The 21,144-nt window shown below is 64.7% G+C and carries 18 protein-coding genes; 8 read left to right on the top strand and 10 right to left on the bottom strand.

Features of this window, described 5'->3' with window-relative positions; genetic code table 11:
* Positions 1–41: 41 nt before the first annotated feature.
* The 6 genes from DGN21_RS04860 to DGN21_RS04885 all read right to left on the bottom strand — a co-directional run bounded on the left by DGN21_RS04860 (position 42) and on the right by DGN21_RS04885 (position 6,571).
* Positions 42–656, bottom strand: coding sequence for a glutathione binding-like protein (locus tag DGN21_RS04860; protein ID WP_160954696.1), 615 nt, complete (start codon positions 654–656; stop codon positions 42–44).
* Positions 657–719: 63 nt separating this feature from the next.
* On the bottom strand, positions 720–1,181 hold the full coding sequence (locus DGN21_RS04865) for a cell wall hydrolase (protein WP_016905076.1): 462 nt from the start codon (positions 1,179–1,181) through the stop codon (positions 720–722).
* 742 nt (positions 1,182–1,923) lie between these two features.
* Complete coding sequence (locus DGN21_RS04870) at positions 1,924–2,391, bottom strand: hypothetical protein (protein WP_215825137.1); 468 nt, start codon at positions 2,389–2,391, stop codon at positions 1,924–1,926.
* A gap of 12 nt (positions 2,392–2,403) precedes the next feature.
* Positions 2,404–2,799 (bottom strand): hypothetical protein, encoded by a 396-nt coding sequence (locus tag DGN21_RS04875; RefSeq protein ID WP_160954695.1) that lies wholly within the window; start codon positions 2,797–2,799, stop codon positions 2,404–2,406.
* A gap of 165 nt (positions 2,800–2,964) precedes the next feature.
* Positions 2,965–5,004, bottom strand: coding sequence for an NADPH-dependent 2,4-dienoyl-CoA reductase (locus DGN21_RS04880; RefSeq protein ID WP_160954694.1), 2,040 nt, complete (start codon positions 5,002–5,004; stop codon positions 2,965–2,967).
* A 544-nt stretch (positions 5,005–5,548) separates the two neighbouring features.
* The gene (locus tag DGN21_RS04885) at positions 5,549–6,571 is read right to left on the bottom strand and encodes a zinc-binding alcohol dehydrogenase family protein (RefSeq protein WP_026064741.1); all 1,023 of its coding nucleotides are present in this window, start codon (positions 6,569–6,571) and stop codon (positions 5,549–5,551) included.
* Positions 6,572–6,987: 416 nt separating this feature from the next.
* Here DGN21_RS04885 and DGN21_RS04890 point away from each other — a divergent pair, with 416 nt between their 5' ends.
* The 3 genes from DGN21_RS04890 to DGN21_RS04900 all read left to right on the top strand — a co-directional run bounded on the left by DGN21_RS04890 (position 6,988) and on the right by DGN21_RS04900 (position 9,663).
* The gene (locus DGN21_RS04890; protein ID WP_024938552.1) at positions 6,988–8,085 is read left to right on the top strand and encodes an OmpA family protein; all 1,098 of its coding nucleotides are present in this window, start codon (positions 6,988–6,990) and stop codon (positions 8,083–8,085) included.
* A 191-nt stretch (positions 8,086–8,276) separates the two neighbouring features.
* The gene (locus DGN21_RS04895; RefSeq protein WP_024938551.1) at positions 8,277–8,792 is read left to right on the top strand and encodes a hypothetical protein; all 516 of its coding nucleotides are present in this window, start codon (positions 8,277–8,279) and stop codon (positions 8,790–8,792) included.
* A gap of 19 nt (positions 8,793–8,811) precedes the next feature.
* A complete protein-coding gene (locus tag DGN21_RS04900) occupies positions 8,812–9,663 on the top strand; it encodes a pseudouridine synthase (protein WP_126965186.1) in 852 nt (283 codons plus the stop codon).
* Here DGN21_RS04900 and DGN21_RS04905 read toward each other — a convergent pair.
* Positions 9,617–10,006 carry a hypothetical protein gene (locus DGN21_RS04905; RefSeq protein WP_024938549.1) on the bottom strand — a complete coding sequence of 130 codons (390 nt, stop codon included), beginning with the start codon at positions 10,004–10,006 and terminating at the stop codon, positions 9,617–9,619. The two genes, DGN21_RS04900 and DGN21_RS04905, sit on opposite strands and share 47 nt — an antisense overlap.
* Positions 10,006–11,214, bottom strand: coding sequence for a glycine C-acetyltransferase (gene kbl / locus DGN21_RS04910; RefSeq protein WP_024938548.1), 1,209 nt, complete (start codon positions 11,212–11,214; stop codon positions 10,006–10,008). Before kbl ends, DGN21_RS04905 begins: the two co-directional genes overlap by 1 nt.
* An 89-nt stretch (positions 11,215–11,303) precedes the next feature.
* Between kbl and DGN21_RS04915 the strand changes: the two genes are divergently transcribed.
* From DGN21_RS04915 to DGN21_RS04935, 5 genes are all read left to right on the top strand, one after another.
* Positions 11,304–12,404, top strand: coding sequence for a sulfate ABC transporter substrate-binding protein (locus DGN21_RS04915; RefSeq protein ID WP_065031986.1), 1,101 nt, complete (start codon positions 11,304–11,306; stop codon positions 12,402–12,404).
* Between the two features lie 3 nt (positions 12,405–12,407).
* Complete coding sequence (cysT, locus tag DGN21_RS04920; protein ID WP_046345821.1) at positions 12,408–13,268, top strand: sulfate ABC transporter permease subunit CysT; 861 nt, start codon at positions 12,408–12,410, stop codon at positions 13,266–13,268.
* Complete coding sequence (cysW, locus tag DGN21_RS04925) at positions 13,265–14,218, top strand: sulfate ABC transporter permease subunit CysW (protein ID WP_126965184.1); 954 nt, start codon at positions 13,265–13,267, stop codon at positions 14,216–14,218. The genes cysT and cysW overlap by 4 nt, the downstream gene beginning before the upstream one ends.
* A gap of 7 nt (positions 14,219–14,225) precedes the next feature.
* Complete coding sequence (locus DGN21_RS04930) at positions 14,226–15,257, top strand: sulfate/molybdate ABC transporter ATP-binding protein (protein ID WP_016902217.1); 1,032 nt, start codon at positions 14,226–14,228, stop codon at positions 15,255–15,257.
* A 300-nt stretch (positions 15,258–15,557) separates the two neighbouring features.
* Positions 15,558–16,274 carry a TorF family putative porin gene (locus DGN21_RS04935; RefSeq protein ID WP_184577006.1) on the top strand — a complete coding sequence of 239 codons (717 nt, stop codon included), beginning with the start codon at positions 15,558–15,560 and terminating at the stop codon, positions 16,272–16,274.
* Positions 16,275–17,115: 841 nt separating this feature from the next.
* Here DGN21_RS04935 and tdh read toward each other — a convergent pair.
* Together tdh and DGN21_RS04945 are read right to left on the bottom strand one after the other, a co-directional pair.
* Positions 17,116–18,150, bottom strand: coding sequence for an L-threonine 3-dehydrogenase (tdh, locus tag DGN21_RS04940; RefSeq protein ID WP_172454311.1), 1,035 nt, complete (start codon positions 18,148–18,150; stop codon positions 17,116–17,118).
* A gap of 577 nt (positions 18,151–18,727) precedes the next feature.
* The gene (locus tag DGN21_RS04945) at positions 18,728–21,073 is read right to left on the bottom strand and encodes a TonB-dependent receptor (protein WP_160954693.1); all 2,346 of its coding nucleotides are present in this window, start codon (positions 21,071–21,073) and stop codon (positions 18,728–18,730) included.
* Between the last annotated feature and the right edge of the window lie 71 nt (positions 21,074–21,144).

Raw genomic sequence — 21,144 nt, forward strand, 5'->3', positions numbered from 1 at the left:
GCCCGGCGTTTTTTTATGTGGCGCTTGTGCGATGCCCCGGCTCAGGCCAGGCCTTCGGCCTGCAATGCGGCCTGCACATCGGCATCGTCCAGCATGCGCTGCACGAATGCATCTACCGCGCTCAGGCCACTGAGGTCCACGCCCACCTTCTGCGCCCATCGCAGCGTCACGAACAGATACGCATCGGCGCCGGTGTGGGTGTCGCCTGCCAGCCAGTTGCGTCCCTGCAGATGCGTGTCGACACGTTCGTACAAGCTGCGCAGCTTGCTGCGTGCGTCGTCATGGCTGCGCGCGATCAGCGCGTCGTCCTGCAGATAGGCGGTGCTGCCGAAGATCGGCTTGAAGGCCGGATGCACATCCGCATTGGCGAAGGCGATCCAGCGATTGATCTCTGCACGGCTGCGCGCGCTGCCATCGCCGGACAGACCGGTGAGCGGCGCGATGTCGGCGATGTAGTTGAGGATGGCGGCGTTCTGGGTCAGTGCCCAGTCGTCGACGACCAACAGCGGCACAGCACCGGCCGGGTTGAGGCGCAGATATTCGGGGGACTTCATCGTGGCGGCGTCAACCACCTGCAGATCAAAGGGCAGCCCCGACCAGCGCAGCACGATGTGATCTGCCAGCGAACATGCGCCCGGCTTGGTGTACAGCTTCATGAGAATTTCCGCACAAGAACGAAGACGCAAGCTTAGCGGCAACGCGTGAGTGCGTGGGCAGCGTCAGGATGCGGTGCGCGGGCGCAGCTTCTGTACGCGATAGAACGTGTGGTCGCCGATGGTGGCCACCTGGTAGGCATTACGCCAGCTCGGGCTTGCGATCGCGCTTGCGGCAAAGTGACTGGCGCCCGGCACGATTTCCTTGCGTTGCCCCACCGGCAGCGCCCAGTTGCGCTCTGCAGCCAGTGCCACATCCAGCGCCTTGTTCCAGGCATCGTCGTTTTTCAGCTGCGTTCCCGGAGCCACGATGGTGGGCGCGAACTGCTTGCGTGCAGTGACCACCTGACACATCGAGTCGCCCCACAAGCCGCTGTCCAGCCGACGCAACGCAACTTCGGCGACGGCTTGCTGGCCGCGCAAGGTCTGATCACGCGCTTCCAGGTACACGGTAGTGCTCAAGCACAACGAATCTGCAGCCGGCTGCGGCAACAACTGCGACAGCCAAAGTATCCAAACCAGTTTCATATAACTCCTTGCTCCGTATGGGCCGATCCGCAGAGCATCCAAGGTGGATGCACCAGTACAGAGGGCTTGGCGTCATGGGGAGGCGACCTGCCACGGGTCGCCAGGTCTCCGGCGAAAGAAGATCTACCGGAGGTGCCCGCCAAATGCGGCGGGTCAAAAAGTTGGCGCAAGGTAGGCGTCGATCACAGAATCGCGGCTGAATAGGCGGGGTTGACGGGTGTGATTGCTTGCTGCGTCTGCGGCTTGGTTCGATGACACCAGCGCGACGCATCCGTCGTGTGCGTCGCATCGCGCTGGCGACAGCGGATGCCGCAACGGATCTCGATACGGTGCGCGTGCGCTGTTGCGCCTGCGCAATGGCTCGAGACGTGCAATGCGTTGCACTTAGGCTACGCATGCAATGCCATCTGCAGTCTGCGCTACACGTCATCGTCACTGAGGGATGTGCTTGCGTATCGCCGCTTTCTACTGCAGCGGGGCTGTGTCGAGATGCGAACGCGGGGTGCATAAAGGAGCTTTCAGTGCATGGTGCTTGATGCTGTCCGGATCATGCATCGAGCGCTCGCATGTGCATCGTAGAACGCGGTGTTGTAATCACTACAGGAGGCGTCCGAAGTGCTCGATGCGCGTTGATGGTGGCGAGTGAACACGAAGCGCCACGACGGTATTGGCCCTCGCATCGCAGCACCAAGTCGCGCGCCAGGCTTGCATATCCATCGTGCACAAATGCGTCAGCGGAATTTTAGATGGCTTGTAGTGGCTGCGACGATATGCAGCCGAGATCGTCAAAATCATCGATCACGATTCCTTCGACGGTATCGGTGGCACAGCGGCGTTGGCCATGCGGCAATCGCAGTGCGCGCTTGCTAACGCTGTTGCTATTCGCAGTGCACATGTTCGAACGCATCAGGCGTGTTGAATCACACGCATCAAGTTCAACATGGTGCGAAACAATCTCATGCAGACATGCAGACATGCAGACATGCAGACGAGCAGACGAGCCGGTACGCAACTGCGCCGGATACGGTGCCAATTTGGTGAGCGTCAGCAATGCCAGGGCCAGTGCTGCGATGACCGCCAAGGGCAGCAACTGATCGCGCCGCCACTTCAGCGCAGCTAGTGGCGATGCAGTCGTGGCAGCCGTATGCGCGTAAGGCTGCAATGCATTGCGTAACCACCATGCCGACAGCACGGCAATACTGCTGACCAAAGCGACTACCCATCAACGCAGTCGACGCGGCGGCAGGCGTGCCGCCTTCAGAACCAGGCCGATCGCGGCGCTGACCAAGAGCGCGGACAGCCCGCTGCCGATCGGACGCAGCGCACTGACGCCGCGCGTGCCACGCCAGGACCAGTGGCCCAATCCCATCAAGGTGTTCTGTGCGACGTCGCCGACTGCATGAGCGGCGCGGAAGGGCAGGCTGAGCAGCGATACGCTGATCAGGCGGACATCGGCGGGATGTGGATGCGATGCAGCGATGTAGTCGGCATCGCGGGCATCCCGGTTTATCGCCGCGCTGCAGGAAAAAGAATGGACTGCGCTGCACCGATCAGCGGCGCTCACGGGGTTGGGCGCCAGGTCGATGGCAGCGTCAGCGCCTGCATCGATCCGGCGCATATGGATTCCGGCGCCGGCATCTCATGGGTGAACCGGTCATCGCTTCATCACCGCCACCACCGGCGTTGACGTTGCGCCAGCCCCGCTCCATGACGCTCGCAAAGAGGTTGGTGCGGGTGTCGCGCTCAGGCTGCTGTGGCGTTCAGCGCATTGCGGCAACGCGTGTTACAACTTCGCCGCCAGTCGGCAGGCCTGATCGATCGCACGCTTGGCGTCCAGTTCGGCGGCGACATCCGCACCGCCGATCAGATGCGGTTGCTGCCCGTTGGCCTGCAGCGCAGCCAGCAGGTCGCGGCGCGGCTCCTGCCCGGCGCAGACCACCACCGTGCCGACATCGAGCACTTGTTCGGCGCCGTCCACGCGGATCCGCAGCCCGGCGTCGTTCACGCCCAGATATTCCACGCCGCCCAGCATCTTGACGCCCTTGGCCTTGAGTGTGGCGCGGTGGATCCAGCCGGTGGTCTTGCCCAGGCGCGCGCCGGGTCTGCCGGGGCTGCGCTGCAGCAGCCAGACCTGGCGGGCCGGGCGCGCGGGTTGCGGCCTGGCCAATGCCCCAGCCGTTTCGAAGCTGGGGTCCACGCCCCATTCGGCCATCCAGCGTGCAGGGTCCAGCGACGGCGATGGCCCCGTGTGCACGAGAAATTCGCCGACATCGAAGCCAATCCCGCCGGCCCCGATGATCGCGACCTTGTCGGCAGCGACATGGCGGCCCAGCACCACGTCCAGATAGCTCACGACCATCGGGTGATCGGCGCCGGGGAAGTCCACCTTGCGCGGCTCGATGCCGGTGGCCAGCACAATCTCGTCGAAGTCTTTCAGGTCTGCCGCTTCGACCCGGGTATTCAGGCGCAGCTGCACCCCGGTCGCATCGATGCGGTGGCCGAAGTAGCGCAGCGTCTCGTTGAATTCTTCCTTGCCCGGGATGCGCCTGGCGACATTGAATTGCCCACCAATTGCATCGCCCGCATCGAACAAGGTGACGCGATGACCGCGCTCGGCGGCGACTGTCGCGCAAGCCAGACCGGCCGGGCCGGCACCGACCACCGCAATGCGCCTGGGGTTGGGGGTCGGTGCGTAGATCAGTTCGGTTTCGTGCGCTGCGCGCGGGTTGACCAGGCAGCTCGCCAGCTTGTTGTCGAACACATGATCCAGGCAGGCCTGATTGCAGGCGATGCAGGTATTGATGGCGTGCGACTGGCCGGTGCGTGCCTTGTTGGCCCACTGCGGGTCGGCCAGCAGCGGGCGCGCCAGCGACACCATGTCGGCGGCGCCGTCGGCCAGGATGCGCTCGGCCACTTCGGGCATGTTGATGCGGTTGGTGGCCACCACCGGAATACGCAGGTGCGGCTTGAGCTTGGCGGTCACACCGGCAAATGCGGCGCGCGGTACCGAGGTGGCGATGGTCGGGATGCGTGCCTCGTGCCAGCCGATACCGGAATTGATGATGGTCGCGCCCGCCGCTTCGATCGCCTGCGCCTGCGTCAGGATGTCCTGCCACTGGTTGCCGCCTTCGACCAGGTCCACCAGCGACAGCCGGTAGATGATGATGAAGTCTGGCCCGCACGCCTCGCGGATGCGTCGCACGATCTCCACCGCAAAGCGCATGCGCTTGGTCGCATCGCCACCCCAGGCATCGTTGCGCTGGTTGGTGCGCGCAGCGGTGAATTCGTTGATCAGATAGCCTTCCGATCCCATCACCTCCACGCCGTCGTAGCCGGCGTCGCGCGCCAGCCGCGCCGCACGCGCGTAAGCGGCGACCTGACGATCCACCGCACGTGCCGATAGCGCGCGTGGGGTGAACGGGTTGATCGGCGCCTTGAGCCTGGACGGTGCCACCGACAGGGGGTGATAGGCGTAGCGCCCGGCATGCAGCAGCTGCAGGCAGATCTTGGCGCCGTGCGCATGCACCGCCCGGGTGACCTGACGATGCGGGCGCACCTCCCACGGCCACGACAGCTTGCCGCCGAACGGCTTGAGCCAGCCCACCACGTTCGGCGAAAAGCCGCCGGTGACGATCAAGCCGACCCCGCCGGCAGCGCGCTCGGCGAAATACGCGGCCAGTTTGGGGAAATCGCGCGCCCGGTCTTCCAGACCGGTGTGCATCGAGCCCATCAGGACGCGGTTGCGCAATTTCGTGAAGCCCAGATCGAGCGGTGCGAACAGGTGCGGGTAGGACGAGACGGACGGGCCGGTGGCGGGCGACATGGTGTGGATACGCTGGCGTACGGAGTGCGCACGATGCAGGCAAACGGGCCTGGCGGCAAGTCTTGACCCGCCTGTACGGCGCAATCGGCGGTTTTGGAGGGGAGGGCGGTACGGTTGGCCTGCACATCGGGCCGTATCTCAGTGGAGGCGCCCATGTCTGCCAAGCGCAACCAATGGCGCGAAGAAGAAGCCCCTGCTGGCCCGCTGGCTGGCTGAGACTCGAGCCGCACTTGCCGACTTCTTGATCAGTGCTGTCAGCTGGGCGGCCGCGCTCCAGCGCCGCGCGGGTCGCGGGGGCGAGTCTCTGTCGAGCGGGGCCGATCCGCCCGCGCCGCTGCCGCGGAACAGATCGCCTCGCATTACAGGAAACGGCTCTGCGATCGGGCCTGCGCCCCAGCAGCGAGGCGGACCGCACGATCAGGGTGCCCTCCCGCCTTGCCGCTGGGTCACGTGCGCGCGCTGGGGCCGTGCTGCCTTCTTCCTCTCCGAGCCAACGGCCCGTGCCCGCTGCGGAAGCCGGACTCAAGCGGTAACGGCGATCACCTCACCAACCCGCCAGTACCAGCTTGCCGATCGTGCTGCCGCTTTCCAGCCGTCGGTGCGCCTCGCGCAATTGCTGCGCATTGATCGGCGACAGCGTTTCGGTATGGGTGGTGCGCAATTCGCCCGCATCGATCAAGCTGGCGGCACGGTTGAGGATGCGGTGTTGCTCGACCATGTCCTCGGTTGCGTAGCGGGCACGGGTGAACATCAGCTCCCAGTGGATGCCGATGCATTTGGCTTTGTAGGGATCGCCGATCGACAGCGGGCCGCGCGGCTCCACGATCAAGCCCACATGCCCCTGCGGTGCCAGGATCTCGCCCAGTTGCTCCCAGTAGCGGTCGGTGTCGGCCAGGTTGAGCGCGGCGTCCACGCTCTGCATTCCCAAGGCCTGCAACTGCGGCTGCAGCGGCTGGTGATGGTCGATCACATGCTGGGCGCCCATCTGCCGCACCCATTCGATGGTTTCCGGCCGCGAGGCGGTGGCGATCACGCTGAAACCGGCATGCCGCGCCAGCTGGATCGCGATCGAGCCCACGCCGCCCGCGCCACCGATGATCAACACGTGCTTGCCGCGATTGCGCGCGCCGTCGAAAGAGAACGGCATGCGCTGGAACAGCAGCTCCCAGGCGGTCAACGTGGTCAGCGGCAGGGCCGCGGCCTGGGCGAAGCTGAGTGAGGTGGGCTTGCAGCCGGCGATGCGCGCATCGACCAGCTGATATTGCGCATTGCTGCCCGGACGGCCGATGTCGCCCGCGTAATACACCTCGTCGCCGACCGCGAACGCGGTGACCTCGGGGCCTACCGCTTCGACGACGCCAGCCGCGTCGTAGCCCAGGATCTTCGGCGCATCCAGCGTCTGTGGCTTGGGTGCACGCACCTTGGTGTCGACCGGATTGACCGAGATCGCCTCGACGCGGACCAATAAGTCATACCCCGAAGGGGCCGACGGGGCCGGAAGTTCCATGTCAAGCAGTGCGGCGGGATCGTCGATCGGAAGATGACGGGTGATGACGACAGCTTTCATCGGGTCGCTCCATGTGGGGAGTTCAGGGTGCGTTGTGAAGCTGTCGCGCCGCAACCACCGACCCCACAATTCAGCTCGGACGGGGCCTGGCGTTCACCAATGTGGTTTTCGCATCACCGTGCAGCCCGCCGGAAAGGTGGATCCGCCAGCGTATTCAACTGGCTTAATTGGGCTGCGGTTCATGCAGGTCGGATGTGCAAACTGAGTGCGCGGTCCTTCCCTTCATGAAACTGTATACGTAGTATTGAAAGGGATCGCCGGCCCTGGTGATTGCTTTCACATGTTATATGACCGTTAACGCGATCTTCACTGAAGCCGGCTTAATCTGCGCCCCGATGGCTCTGGATGTGACGAGCATCTTTACCAAGAACAACGCCTCTATCGGTTTTATCTCCCAAAGAAGGAGCTGTATACACATGAACAAGAAAATTCTCACTGCCGCGTTGCTCGGCGGTCTGGCGGTTGCCCAGGCTGCTTCCGCGCAGGAGTTCGATGACCGTTGGTACCTGACCGGTAGCGCTGGCTTCAACTTCCAGGACAGCGATCGTCTGACCAATGATGCCCCGTTCGTCACCCTGGGTCTGGGCAAGTTCGTCAGCCCGAACTGGTCGATCGACGGCGAGCTGAACTATCAGAACCCGAACTTCGATGCCAACCAGGATCAGAACTGGAGCCAGTACGGCATCTCGTTCGACCTGCGTCGCCACTTCATCCAGGAAGGCCGCGGCTGGAACCCCTACCTGCTGTTCGGTCTGGGCTACCAGCGTTCGGAAGAAGAATTCGACGCGACCCCGAACCCGGTTTCGCCGGGCCAGCAGAAGGACGGCAACTTTGCCGCCAAGGCTGGTGTCGGTCTGCAGACCACCTTCGACAAGCGCGTCGCCGTGCGTGCCGAGTTGGCCTACCGCGCTGACTTCAACGACCAGAGCGTTGCTGCTCCGCAGGAAGACTGGTTCGGCGACGTGCTGGCTTCGGTCGGCGTCGTGATCCCGTTGGGACCGGCTCCGTCGACCGCTCCGCCGCCGGCTCCGGCTCCGGTTGCTCCGAGCTGCGCAGACCTGGATGACGACGGTGACGGCGTCAACAACTGCGACGACAAGTGCCCGGCCTCGCAGCCTGGCCAGACCATCGGTCCGGACGGTTGCCCGGTGCCTGTGTCGATCGATCTGAAGGGCGTGAACTTCGACTTCAACAAGTCGACCCTGCGTCCGGACGCCGTCTCGATCCTGAGCGAAGCGACCGAGATCCTGAAGCGTTACCCCGACCTGAAGGTTGAGGTTGCTGGTCACACCGACTCGAAGGGTACCGACGAGTACAACCAGAAGCTGTCCGAGCGTCGTGCGACCACCGTGTACGACTACCTGACCAAGAACGGCGTCGATGCGTCGCGTCTGGTTGGTCCGATCGGCTACGGCGAGAGCCGTCCGATTGCTCCGAACACCAACCCGGATGGTTCCGACAATCCGGAAGGCCGTGCGAAGAACCGTCGTACCGAGCTGAACGTCCAGAACTAATTGGACCGCTAGCTGTTGCATACAAAACCCGGCCTTGCGCCGGGTTTTGTCTTTGTGGGGACCGCAAAACCTGCGCCTGGACGGTGCAAATCCTGTCTGCGTTGCCATCCAGGCACGTTTCCGGTTGAAACGGCGTTCATCGCTGCCTACACTCGCCGCGTCAACACCACACTCATAATTGGAAGAACCCGATGCTGCGTACCGCTACGGCTGGATTGCTCTGTCTCGCCTTGATTCCCGCCGCCTACGCCGCTCCGAACTGCGCCGGCAGCACGGTGTCCCAGCCGCTGCCGTTGCCCGCCACCGTCATCGCGCCGGCGGCCGCCGAGTTCTACACCCGTAGCGTGCAGCTGGGCATGCCCACCGGCGTGCTGGCACAGCCTTACACCACCGAGCAGTCGGTGGACCGCGTGCTGCTGCGTCTGCGCGTGGAAGGCTGCCAGGATCTGGCCAAGGTCATTCCGCCCGGCGGCACCGTCAATCCGAACGATCCGGCCGCCTACAAGGCCACCACCGCGTTCGACAACACGCCGTGGCGCTTTGACATGAGCCAGAACGGCAAGCGCATGACCGCCGAAGAATTCGATGCCTGGATGAAGGCGCGCGGCGTGCGCGTGGTCAAGGCACGCCCGGTGGCTGCGCCGGCTCCGGCTGCTGCCGCAACCGCAACGCCTGCGGCCGACGCCAAGTCGGTCGAAAACAAGTAAGCAGCGCGGTCGGGACGGCATGACCCGGCGGCCTGCGCCGGCGACGTCCCGGCAGCGCACGCGTGGTCCGGCGGGCGCATCGCGCGCCTCCGGTACGACCACGGCGACCAGCGCGCCACGCCACGGGCTGGCGCGCGTGCTGTCCAAACTGGGCGTGTGTTCGCGTACCGAAGCGGCGCGCTGGGTCGCCGACGGGCGGGTCAGCGTGGCCGCGCGCGTAATACGCGATCCCGAATATCCGATCCGCGCTGATCAGCACTCCACCATCTGCGTCGACGGACAGCCATTGGCCGGCCCGGCGCGGTGCTACCTGATGCTCAACAAGCCGCGCGGCGTGGTCACCACCGCACGCGACGAGCAGGGCAGGGACACGGTGTATCGTTGCTTCGATGGCGCCGGCTTGCCGTGGATCGCCCCGGTCGGGCGCCTGGACAAGGCCAGCGAAGGCCTGCTGCTCTTCAGCAACGATCCGCAATGGGCCGCCACGGTGACCGACCCGATGACCGGGCCGGACAAGACCTATCACGTGCAGATTGATTGCCGCCCGAGCGCTGCGCAACTGGCGCAACTGCAGGCCGGCGTGGTCGATCCCGATCCGGACGGCGAGGGCGTACTGCTGCGCGCCAAGCGGGTCGGCGTGCTGCGCGAAGGCGAGCGCAATGCGTGGCTGGAGATCGTGCTGGACGAAGGCCGCAATCGGCAGATTCGCCGCTTGCTGGGCGCGGTGGAGATCGGCGTGCTGCGGCTGGTGCGGGTGGCGATCGGCTCGCTGGCGATGGGCGAGCTGGGCAAGGGTGCGTGGCGGATGCTCAGCCCAGCGGAAGTCAGTGCGCTGACGGCGGCTCCCGCCAGCGCGCCAGACGCGCGCTGAGCAAGGCGCTCACCACCTCGACGGCGCGGGCGTCGCCGGCACCGTTGGCATCGTGGCGTCGGCCCTTGGCATGATTGCAGCCGGCACAGGCCAGGGCGAGATTGCGCGCTGCATTGGCATCGTCGCCGACCAGCGCACACAGGGCCGCCGCCGCGCGACGGCCGAACCAGGCCTGCGGGACCACGTGTTCCAGCGTGGTGTGGCCGAGCGGTTCGCCATCGGCACGCAGTTGCAGGCGCCGACGGCAATGCAGGCAACGGGTTTCCCAGTTGCCATCCAACAGCTGCGCCTGGGTATCGGTCTGCGCCGCGAGCAGCAGCCGTTGGCGCAGCACCGAGCGCATCAGTGCTGGATGACGTCCAGTTCGCGGCCGATCTTGATGAACGCGTCGATCGCCTGATCCAGCTGCTCGCGGGTGTGCGCGGCGCTGATCTGGGTGCGGATACGCGCCTGGCCCTTGGGCACTACCGGGAAGAAGAAGCCGATCGCGTAGATGCCTTCTTCCAGCAGCCGCTCGGCGAATTTTTGCGCCAGCGGTGCGTCGTAGAGCATTACCGGGCTGATCGGGTGCACGCCGGGCTTGAGGTCGAAGCCGGCAGCGGTCATGCGCTCGCGGAAGTAGCGGGTGTTGTCGACCAGTTGCGTGCGCAGCTCGCCGGCGGCTTCCAGCATCTGGAAGGCCTTGATGCCGGCAGCCACTACATGCGGCGGCAGCGAGTTGGAAAACAGGTATGGGCGCGAGCGCTGGCGCAGCAGTTCGATGACTTCGCGCTTGGCGGTGGTGAAGCCGCCCAGGGCGCCGCCCATCGCCTTGCCCAGCGTGCCGGTGATGATGTCGATCCGGTCCAGCACGCCCTTGACCTCGGCCGAGCCGCGGCCGCTGGCGCCGAGAAAGCCGGTGGCATGGCATTCGTCGATATGCACCAGCGCGTTGTATTTGCGGGCGAGGGCGGTGATCTCGTCCAGCGGGGCGATGAAGCCGTCCATCGAGAACACGCCGTCGCTGGTGATCAGCTTGGTCTTGCAGCCGGCCGCATCGGCGGCCTGCAGCTGCGCTTCCAGATCGGCCATGTCGCAGTTGGCGTAGCGGAAGCGCTTGGCCTTGCACAGGCGCACGCCGTCGATGATGGAGGCGTGGTTGAGCGCATCGGAAATGATCGCGTCCGCTTCGCCGAGCAGCGGTTCGAACAGGCCGCCGTTGGCATCGAAACAGGCGGCGTAGAGGATGGTGTCCTCGGTGCCGAAGAAATCGGCGATGGTGCGCTCGAGCTGCTTGTGCAGGTCCTGGGTGCCACAGATGAAGCGCACCGAGGCCATGCCGAAGCCGTGCGTATCCAGCGCGTCCTTGGCGGCCTGGATGATGTCCGGGTGGTCGGCCAGGCCCAGATAGTTGTTGGCGCAGAAGTTGAGCACGCTGCGGCCATCGGCCAGGGTGATCCGCGCCGACTGCGGGCCGGTGATGATGCGCTCGGACTTGAACAGGCCCTGGGACTGGATGGTTTCCAGTTCGGCGGCGTAATGGGCAGTCAGCGCAGCGGGAGCGTTGGTCATGGCGGTCGCAGTGGCAAGAGACGCATGATTTTAACGATCACGGTGGCATACCACTACGTCATGCAAAATCGGCATAAGGTGCGGCCTTGATGTCATTTCACCGCCTGCGTGCCGCTGCGCAGCATGGCATGCTTGCTGTTCAGCTGCGCCCCAACGGTTTGGAGATTGCTGTGACCCACCCCCGCTTCCGTCTTATGGCGACCGTGTTGTGCAGCCTGCTGGTCCTGGCCGGCCCGGCAGGCGCGCGCGATATCGGCCTGCTCAATGTCAGTTACGACCCCACCCGCGAGTTCTATCGCGACTACAACAGCGCCTTCGCCGCGAACTGGAAGCAGCAGCATCCGCAGGACACCGTCACGGTGGAGACCTCGCATGGCGGCTCCGGCAAACAGGCAAGGGCGGTGATCGACGGCATCGAGGCCGATGTGGTCACGCTGGCGCTGGCCTACGACGTCGATGCGATCGCCGAGAAGGCCAAGCTGATTGACAGCGACTGGGAAAAGCGCCTGCCCGACAACAGCGCGCCGTACACCTCGACGATCGTGTTCCTGGTGCGCAAGGGTAACCCGAAGAACATCCACGATTGGCCGGACCTGCTGCGCTCCGGCGTGGCGGTGGTGACGCCCAACCCCAAGACCTCCGGTGGCGCGCGCTGGAATTACCTGGCCGCCTGGGCCTACGCCGACCATATCTTCAAGGGCGACCGCGAGCGCATCTTGCGCTACATGCAGGCGCTGTTCCGCAACGTGCCGGTGCTCGACACCGGTGCGCGCGGCGCCACCACCACGTTCGTGCAGCGTGGCATCGGCGATGTGCTGCTGGCCTGGGAAAATGAGGCGCTGCTGGCGCGCGAAGAATTGGGCAAGGACAAGTTCGAGATCGTGGTGCCCAAGCTGTCGATCCTGGCCGAGCCGTCGGTGGCGCTGGTCGACAAGAATGTCGACAAGCATGGCACCCGCGAGGTGGCCGAGGCCTATCTGCGTTACCTGTATGCGCCGGAAGGTCAGAAGTTGGCAGCCAAGCATTTCTATCGGCCGCGCCATCCGGAATTTGCCGACCCTGCCGACCTGGCACGGTTCCCGGACATCAAGCTGGTGACCATCCAGGACGCGTTCGGGTCGTGGGACAAGGCGCAGCAGGAACACTTCGCCGACGGTGGCGTGTTCGATCAGATCCAGGCAAAAAAGTAGGCGATGCCGATGTCGGTTGCACCCCACCCAGCGCCGTCACCGCGCAGACGCGTGATGCCGGGGCTGGGCTTGAGTCTTGGAATCACGCTGACCTGGCTGGGATTGATCGTGCTGATCCCGCTGCTGGGCATCTTCATCAAAACCAGCGGGTTGGGTTGGGACGGCCTGTGGCGGGTGTGGAGCGAGCCGCGCGTGCTGTCGGCGCTGCGGGTGAGCTTCGGCACCGCGTTCGCGGCCGGCGCCTTCAATGCGGTGATGGGCACCTGGGTGGCCTGGGTGTTCGTGCGCTACAACTTTCCAGGCAAGCGCCTGTTCGATGCGGTGATCGACCTGCCGTTCGCATTGCCGACCGCGGTGGCCGGCATCGCGCTGACCGCGTTGTACGGCGGCAACGGCTGGGTCGGGCGCTGGCTGGAGGCGATCGGCATCAAGGTGGCCTACACGCAGTTGGGCATCGTGCTGGCGCTGGTGTTCGTCGGGTTGCCGTTCGTGGTACGGGTGGTGCAGCCGGTGCTGGCCGAGAGCGAGCGCGAGCTGGAAGCGGCCGCGGCCACGCTGGGCGCATCGCGCTGGCAGACAGTGTGGCGGGTGGTGCTGCCTGGGCTCTGGCCGGCAGTCCTGACCGGGTTTGCGCTGGCCTTCGCGCGTGGTGTGGGTGAGTACGGCTCGGTGATCTTCATTGCCGGCAACCTGCCCAATTCGACCGAGATCGCGCCGCTGCTGATCACCATCCGGCTGGAGGAATTCGACTATGCCGGCGCCACCGCGATTGCCGCGGCGATGCTGCTGCTGTCGTTCGTGATCCTGCTGGTGGTCAATACGCTGCAGGCACGCCTGCTGCGCTATCAACGGAGGACTGCATGAACGATGCTGTTTCGCCGCTGCCTGCCATGTTGCACACCCGCCAGATGACCGAACAGGCCCGCCGCATCACCGACTCGGCCACCAACGAGCCGCGTTGGGTGCAGTGGTTGATGATTGCGGGGGCGCTGCTGTTCCTGCTGGCGTTCCTGCTGCTGCCGCTGGTGCTGGTGTTTGCCGAGGCGCTGCGCGGCGGCTGGGGGACCTTCCTGCGCGCGATCGTCGACCCGGATGCGTTGTCGGCGATCAAGCTGACCCTGATCGTCACTGCCGTCGTGCTGCCGCTGAACCTGGTGTTCGGCGTGGCGGCGGCGTGGGCGGTCAGCAAGCACCAATTCCCCGGCAAGCGCTTGCTGATCAGCCTGATCGACCTGCCGTTCTCGGTGTCGCCGGTGGTGGCGGGCCTGATCTTCGTACTCATTTTCGGCCGCAGCGGCTGGGCGTGGCCGTTGATCGACGAAGGCTGGCGACTGCAGTTGCCGTTTTTTGGCGAGTTGCTGATCCAGTTGCCGCGCATCGTGTTTGCGTTGCCCGGCATCGTGCTGGCGACGACCTTCGTCACCTTTCCTTTCATCGCGCGCGAGCTGATGCCGCTGATGGAGCAGCAGGGCAGCGATGAAGAACTGGCCGCCTTGAGCCTGGGCGCGAACGGCTGGCAGATGTTCTGGCGGGTGACCCTGCCGAACATCCGCTGGGGCCTGCTGTACGGCGTGTTGCTGTGCGCAGCGCGTGCGATGGGCGAATTTGGCGCGGTGTCGGTGGTGTCCGGGCATATCCGCGGGCGTACCAACACGCTGCCCCTGCATGTGGAAATTCTCTACAACGAATACGCCTACAGCGCCGCGTTCGCGTGTGCCTCGTTGCTGGCACTGACCGCGCTGCTGACGCTGGCGCTGAAGACGTACCTGGAATGGCGGCACGGCGATTCGCTCGCCGCCAACCACCGACATTGAGGTGAACATGGGCATCCGCATCCACCGCCTGCGCAAGCAGTTCGATACGTTCACCGCGCTGGACGACATCACCCTGGACGTGCGTCAGGGCGAGTTGCTGGCCTTGCTGGGGCCGTCCGGTTCGGGCAAGACCACCTTGCTGCGGATCATGGCCGGGCTGGAGCATGCCGATGGCGGGCAGGTGCTGTTCGGCGACGAAGACGCCACCCGCATGAGCGTGCAGTCGCGCCGGGTCGGCTTCGTGTTCCAGCACTACGCGCTGTTCAAGCATATGGACGTGTTCGAGAACATCGCGTTCGGCCTGCGGGTGCGACGCGGCAACGAGCGCTGGGCCGAAGCGCGTATCCGCGCACGGGTGGAGGAGCTGCTGGCGCTGGTGCAGTTGCAGGGCCTGGAGCAGCGCTATCCCACCCAGCTGTCCGGCGGCCAGCGGCAGCGTGTGGCCTTGGCGCGTGCATTGGCGATCGAGCCGCGCGTACTGTTGCTGGACGAGCCGTTCGGTGCGCTGGATGCGCAGGTGCGCCGCGATCTGCGCCGCTGGCTGCGCGAACTGCACGAGCGGACCGGCCTGACCACGGTGTTCGTCACCCATGACCAGGAAGAAGCGCTGGAGCTGGCCGACCGGGTGGCGATCCTCAACCGTGGCCGCATCGAGCAGCTCGACACGCCGGCGATGATCTACGACAAGCCGGCTTCGCCGTTCGTGTATTCGTTCGTGGGGGCGGTGAACCGTATTCCCGGCGTGCTGGCGCAAGGCCAGATCCAGGTTGCCGGGCATGCCTTGCCGGCAGCCAATGCCGCGCTGGCGGCCGGCCCGGTCGAGGTTTACGTGCGGCCGGAAGATCTGGTGCCGGACGACGCTGGCTGGCCGGCCACGGTGGCCTGGTCGCAGCGTAGCGGGGCGCGTCTGCGCCTGCGTGCAACGCTGGAGCCGGCAGGCAATGAGGTGGAGGTGGAGCTGCCGGCATCGGCGGGCAGCTTTCAGCCCGGGCAGCAGTTGCGGCTGGCCGCGCGGCATTACGGTGTGTTTCCGGTCTGATTTGGGCTGGCTGGCGCCAGCCGGGAATGGTGAATCGGGAATAGGGAATTGGAATTAGCGGTCGGCAGCGCTGCGCATTGCTGTTGCGAATCTCTAATCCCGAATCTCCACTCCCGGCCATCAAGATTCCGCGCGGGCGGTCGATGAGACAGAACGCTGATCAGCGTCGTCTGCGCTCAAGCGTGTGCGCTGGGTCAAGCGAGCGCGACGTGTATGTTGCGCTGCAATGACGGTTGGACTAAGAAGTCATGGCAGTCCCGCCTTGCGCAATCCGACCGCCCATCGTTCCAGGAGATGTCCATGAACCCGTCCTCGCTCGCGTGTTGTCTGTCGTTGCTGCTGCTCGGTGTGGTGCCGTTGGCACAGGCGCAGGATGAAGAAGCCCCCGCTTCTCCCTTCAGCGGCACCTTTGCGGTGACCAGCGACTATCTGTTCCGCGGTATTTCACAGACCAATGAAGAGCCCGCCTTCCAGGCCGGACTCACCTACAAGACGCCGTTCGGCCTGTACATCGGCACCTGGACGTCCAACGTCGACTACGGTGCCGGCGATCCGGATTGGGAAGTGGATGGCTTTGTCGGCTACAACACCGATCTGGGCACCAATTTCAATTTCGATGTGATGGTCAATCGTTACCAGTACCTGGGAGCGGGTGCGTCCAATTACGCCGAGTTGATCACCAAGACCACGTTTCTGAAAACCTATAGCCTCACCGTTGCCTACACCAACGATCTCTACGGCACCAAGACCGATGGCTACTACTACGCGCTGGATGCCAACTGGTCGCTGCCCTACGACTTCACCTTCGGCGCGCATGCGGGGCACAGTGTCTATACCTCCTCGCTGAGCCAGGTGGATCACGACTACAACGACTTTGGCGTGAATGTCGGCAAGGCCTTCGGTCCGCTGGGCCTGAGCGTTGGCTACTACGACACCAGCGAGGCGGCGGAATTCGGCTTCGGTCGGCAGAATTCGCAGAACCATCTGGTCGCGACTGCCACGGTCACCTGGCCGTGATGCCGTGATGGCAATCGCTTGAACAGCGGCTCTAACGACTCGGCCGTGCAGTGGTAGTGGTGAGGCGGTAACAAGAGTTGATGCCTGGGTTCTTCAGTGTCTAAATTTGAAGGACACCGAGGCTCAAATATCGTTTGTTTTGTCTTTGAGTGATGCATCGTGCGGATAGATCACTTGCGGAGCGGTTGATCTGCTGCCTGGCTGCAGGGCCCTTGCCCACCCACCATCGCGGGACACGCCGCAAGTACGTCCCTGTAGGCTCTTACGCGGCATCCATGCCGCGTAGGGTCCCGCGATGGTGAGCGGGCAAGGACCAGTCGAGATGGTCGGTCGTTGAAGCAGTCGCCGATGCGATAGCTCAATCGTAGAGCGGTTGATCTGCTGCCTGGCTGCAGGGCCCTTGCCCACCCACCATCGCGGGACACGCCGCAAGTACGTCCCTGTAGGCTCTTACGCGGCATCCATGCCGCGTAAGGTCCCGCGACGGTGAGCGGGCAAGGACCAGTCGAGATGGTCGGTGTGCACGGTAGGAGCAGTGCTTGGTGCGCGCTGTTCGACAATGGTGTGCAGGCTCAATATCCAATGTAGGTTGGGCGAAGCTTTTTCTCATGCGGTCACAGACTATTTCTCTGGTGCGGTGTCCTTGCCGGTTGCGGAACCCTTGGCGCCATGGATGGATGCCGCCAAGGCGCCTGCAGGGATGGATTCACCGCGTGTCCCGCGAGCGGCAAAGGCGCCGCGCCCTCAACCAGTGAGTTTGCCTGCTGCGTTGCCAGTGCTCTGAAGATGGACATGCAAAAGGCGCCTTGCGGCGCCTTTTGCGTTGAAGCGTATTGGCCGATCAGTTCCAGCTCAACACGACCTTGCCGGCCTTGCCTTCTTCCATCAGGTCGAAGCCCTTCTGGAAATCGTCGATCGGCAATTGGTGGGTCAGCACCTTGTGTAGCGGGAAACCCGACAACACCAGTTGCGTCATCTTGTACCAGGTCTCGTACATCTTGCGGCCGTAGATGCCCTGCACGGTGAGGCCCTTGAAGATGATCTTGTCCCAGTCGCAACCGGCGCCGCGCGGCATGATGCCGAGCATGGCGATCTTGCCGCCGTGGTACATGCAGTCGAGCATGTCGTTGAAGGCGCGCGGGTTGCCGCTCATTTCCAGGCCCACGTCGAAGCCTTCCATGTGCAGGTCGGCCATGACCTCCTTGAGCGAGGTCTTGGACACGTTGACCACGCGCGTGGCGCCCATGTCGGCCGCCAGCTTGAGGCGGAAGTCGTTGACGTCGGTGACCACCACGTTGCGCGCACCAATGTGCTTGCAGATGCCGGCGGCAATGATGCCGATCGGGCCGGCGCCGGTGATCAGCACGTCCTCGCCGATCACATCGAACTCCAGCGCACAGTGCGCAGCATTGCCGTAAGGATCAAAGAATGCGGCCAGCTCCGAGGGAATCTGGTCGGGGATCGGCCACAGGTTGCTGGCCGGCATCACCATGTACTCGGCGAAGGCGCCGTTGACATTGACGCCGATGCCGACCGTGTTGGGGCACAGGTGCGGGCGGCCGCCACGGCAGTTGCGGCAATGCCCACAGACGATGTGGCCTTCGGCCGACACGCGTTGGCCGACCTGGTAGCCGGTCACCGCCGAACCGAGCTCGGCCACGCGGCCGACGAACTCATGGCCGATGGTCAGGCCGGGCTTGATGGTGCGCTGGCTCCACTCGTCCCACAGGTAGATATGCAGGTCGGTGCCGCAGATCGCGGTCTTTTCCAGCTTGATCAGCACCTCGTTGGGGCCGGGGCTGGGGATGGCGACCTGTTCCAGCCAGATGCCCTTGTTTGCTTCGCGCTTGACCAGCGCCTTCATCGTCTGCGCCATCTGGCGGGACCTGCTGAGTGAAAGTAAGGCGGCGATTATATGCGGCGCGAGGTCGGAGCCATGCGGCGGTGCGGGAAGTGAGTGATGTCGGCTGACCCGGTTCATGGCGGGGTAGGGCCGGTGCCGCGCTTCTCCCCTCGGGAGAAGGTGCCCGGTAGGGGCGGATGATGGGGCGCCTCAGAGAGTTACAGTACATGCAATGACAAACGCGTCGCCACAGCCTTCAGTCGCCACAGCCTTCAGAAGTGACGCGCCGGGTGCTTCGCAGCGTACCCTCACCCCAACCCCTCTCCAGGCGGGAGAGGGGCTTTGATCTTGCTTCTCCCGTCGGGACATTGGCTTCTTTACGAGGCGAAGGTGGCGCAAAGCGCAGGATGAAGGGGCGCCTCAGAGATCTGTCGCCGCCTGCGATGGCAGGCGCGTCGCCACGCGTCGCCAGGGTGAATGATCGGCGTCACCCTCACCCTCAACGCTCCAGCTCCGCGCCCCTGCCCGCACCCGCGGCGGGACGCTCCAAAGCACGCGCGCCTGGGTGCGCAAGCCGTGTCTTCTCGCCCGAGGGGAAGGGCGAGAAGACTCAGAACTTCACATCCAGACTCATGAAGTACTGCCGCGGTGCGCCGACCACCATGGTCTGGTTGTAGCCATCGGGATCGGAGGCGACATAGCCGTTGGTGCCGGTGCTGGCGAAATAGCGCTTGTCGGTGAGGTTGGTGATGTTGAGCGCCAACGCCACATCGGCCACCCCGCCCATGCGACCGAAGTCGTAGCGCGCGCCGGCATTGAACAGCCAGTACGAGGGCACCTGCGAATCGTTGAGGAAGGTGATGTAGCGCTTGTCGACGTACTTGCCGTCCAGATCCAGGCGCAGGTTGCCGAGCTGGTAGCTGGCGCTGGAGGAGAACATCAACGCGGGGATACCGACCACGTCCTTGCCGGAGGTGGCGACCACGCCGTTGTTGAGGTAATCGTCCTGGTAGCGCGAGCGGTTCCACGACAGCGAGTTCAACCAGCTCAGGCCCTCCACCGGGCGCCACATCAAGGCCAGATCGGCACCCGCGCTATGCACGGCGCCGACGTTGCTCAGGATCGCCGCGCAGGTCTGCACGGCGGTACACGGCGAGGTGGTCAACAAGCGGTTGGAGAACTTGGTGAAATAGGCATCGGCCGACAGCTGGAACTGCGCATCCTGCACGCGGTAACCCACCTGCACGGTCTGTGATTCTTCCGGTTCCAGCGTGGAACGGCTGCGGTCGAACGCCGCCTGCGAGGTGCCGAACGGAGTGAAGCCGAACGCGGCGATGTTCTTGCTGTAGGAGGCGTACAGGTCCTGGCGCTCGTCCAGCTTGTAGTTCACGCCGACCTGCGGCAGGAAGTTGTCTTCGGCACGGATGCGGCCCTGTGCCAGTGCGGTGGTCGGCACCAGCGATTGCGCGCGCGTGGTGGTGCTGAGCGCCTTCGCGCCGTAGTTGAGGGTCAGCCGATCGTCGAGCAGGCGCACGGTGTCCTGCAGGTACAGCATGCGGGTCTGGGTGGTGTAGCGCTGCAGGAAATCGCGACGGAACGGGGTCTGCGCTTCATACACGTTGTACAGCGAGGTATAGCCTTCATTGCCGAGCGCGAAGTAGTTGCGCTGCTGCGTGGTGCGTGCGTTTTCCGCCCACAGGCCCACTTCCAGATCGTGGTTGCCCCACGCCCATTTCAAGGCGCTGGTGCCGCCGAAACGATCCAGCCCGTAGTCGGTGGTGCGCATTGACAGCGGCACCTGCGCAGAGGTGCGTACATACGGCGTCACCCACTGGCCTTCGCCACGATTGCCGTGGTAGTAGCCGGTGGCATCCAGGGTGGCGCCACCGAACACGAACGTGCCCGATAAACCGGCCAGGTTGTCGCGGCGCAGGCCGCCGCCGGCGTAGTAGCTAGCATCGAGCCAGCTGTAATCGTCGGGCAGCCCGGCCAGCGATTGCGGATAGCCGTTGGCCACGCCACTGGTGGCGCCGGTGTTCTGATACGCACGCGCCATCTGCACGGCGGTGGCCCAATCGGGCTGCAGGTAGTCGTAGTCCCAGCCCAGTGCGCGCTGGCTGGTCAACGACAGGTCCATGTAGTCGTATTCCTTGCGCCGCGAGGTGTCCAAGAACAGGCTCAGACGGTTGCCGTCGCCCCACTGGTAGACGGTCTTGAGGTTGGCCTGCTCGGACTGCTGGTCGCCGAAGCCCTTCCATTTGTCGGTGCTGGCATTGGCATAGGACAGGTATGCCGACAAGCCGTTGCGATCGCCGGTGTCGCCGCGCACGAAGGTGCGGCGCGTGGCATCGCTACCGACCGTCTGCACCAGGCGCAGGCCCGGCGTGCTCTGCGGGTCGGCCGAGTAAAACTGCATGGTGCCGCCAAGGTTGGTGTTGGACGCAGTGCCCAGCGCACCGGCGCCTTGCGCGATTTCCACCGAGCCGAGGTTTTCCGAAATGATGGCGCGGGTGATGTGCAGGCCGTTGGTGACGCCGTAGCTCATGTTGCCGAGCGGGATGCCATCGAGCGTGTAACCCAGCCGGCTCTGATCGAAGCCGTGCAGGGTGACCTGCGAGGACCACTCGTAGGTGCCGAACGGATCGGCCGACTGGAACTGCACGCCCGGCAGTTTTTCCACTGCCTTGAAGGCGCTGCTGCCCGGGGTCAGCTGCTCGATGTCCTGCCGACTGATGCGCTGGACCTGGCGGGTGCTGCCTTGCGACACCACGTTGATCGCATCCAGCTGGGTGGCGTTGGTGGCGGCATCGGCAACGCTGGCCGGGGCATCGGCTACCGGCGCATCTGCACCGGCAACCGGATCGGCCGCCGGTGTGGCAGCAGAGGCGATGGCGGGGAGCAGCGCGGCCAGGGCAAGCGCCAGCGGAGTGACATGAAAACGGCGAGCGGAAGTCATGGGGGAATCCTGTTCGAGCACGGCTGAGGGCAACGCGCGGTGCACGACCGGCGTTTCGCGACGCAGGGTGT

This window comes from Xanthomonas sp. MLO165 (genome assembly GCF_018831305.1).
Taxonomy (GTDB): Bacteria; Pseudomonadota; Gammaproteobacteria; order Xanthomonadales; family Xanthomonadaceae; genus Xanthomonas; species Xanthomonas arboricola.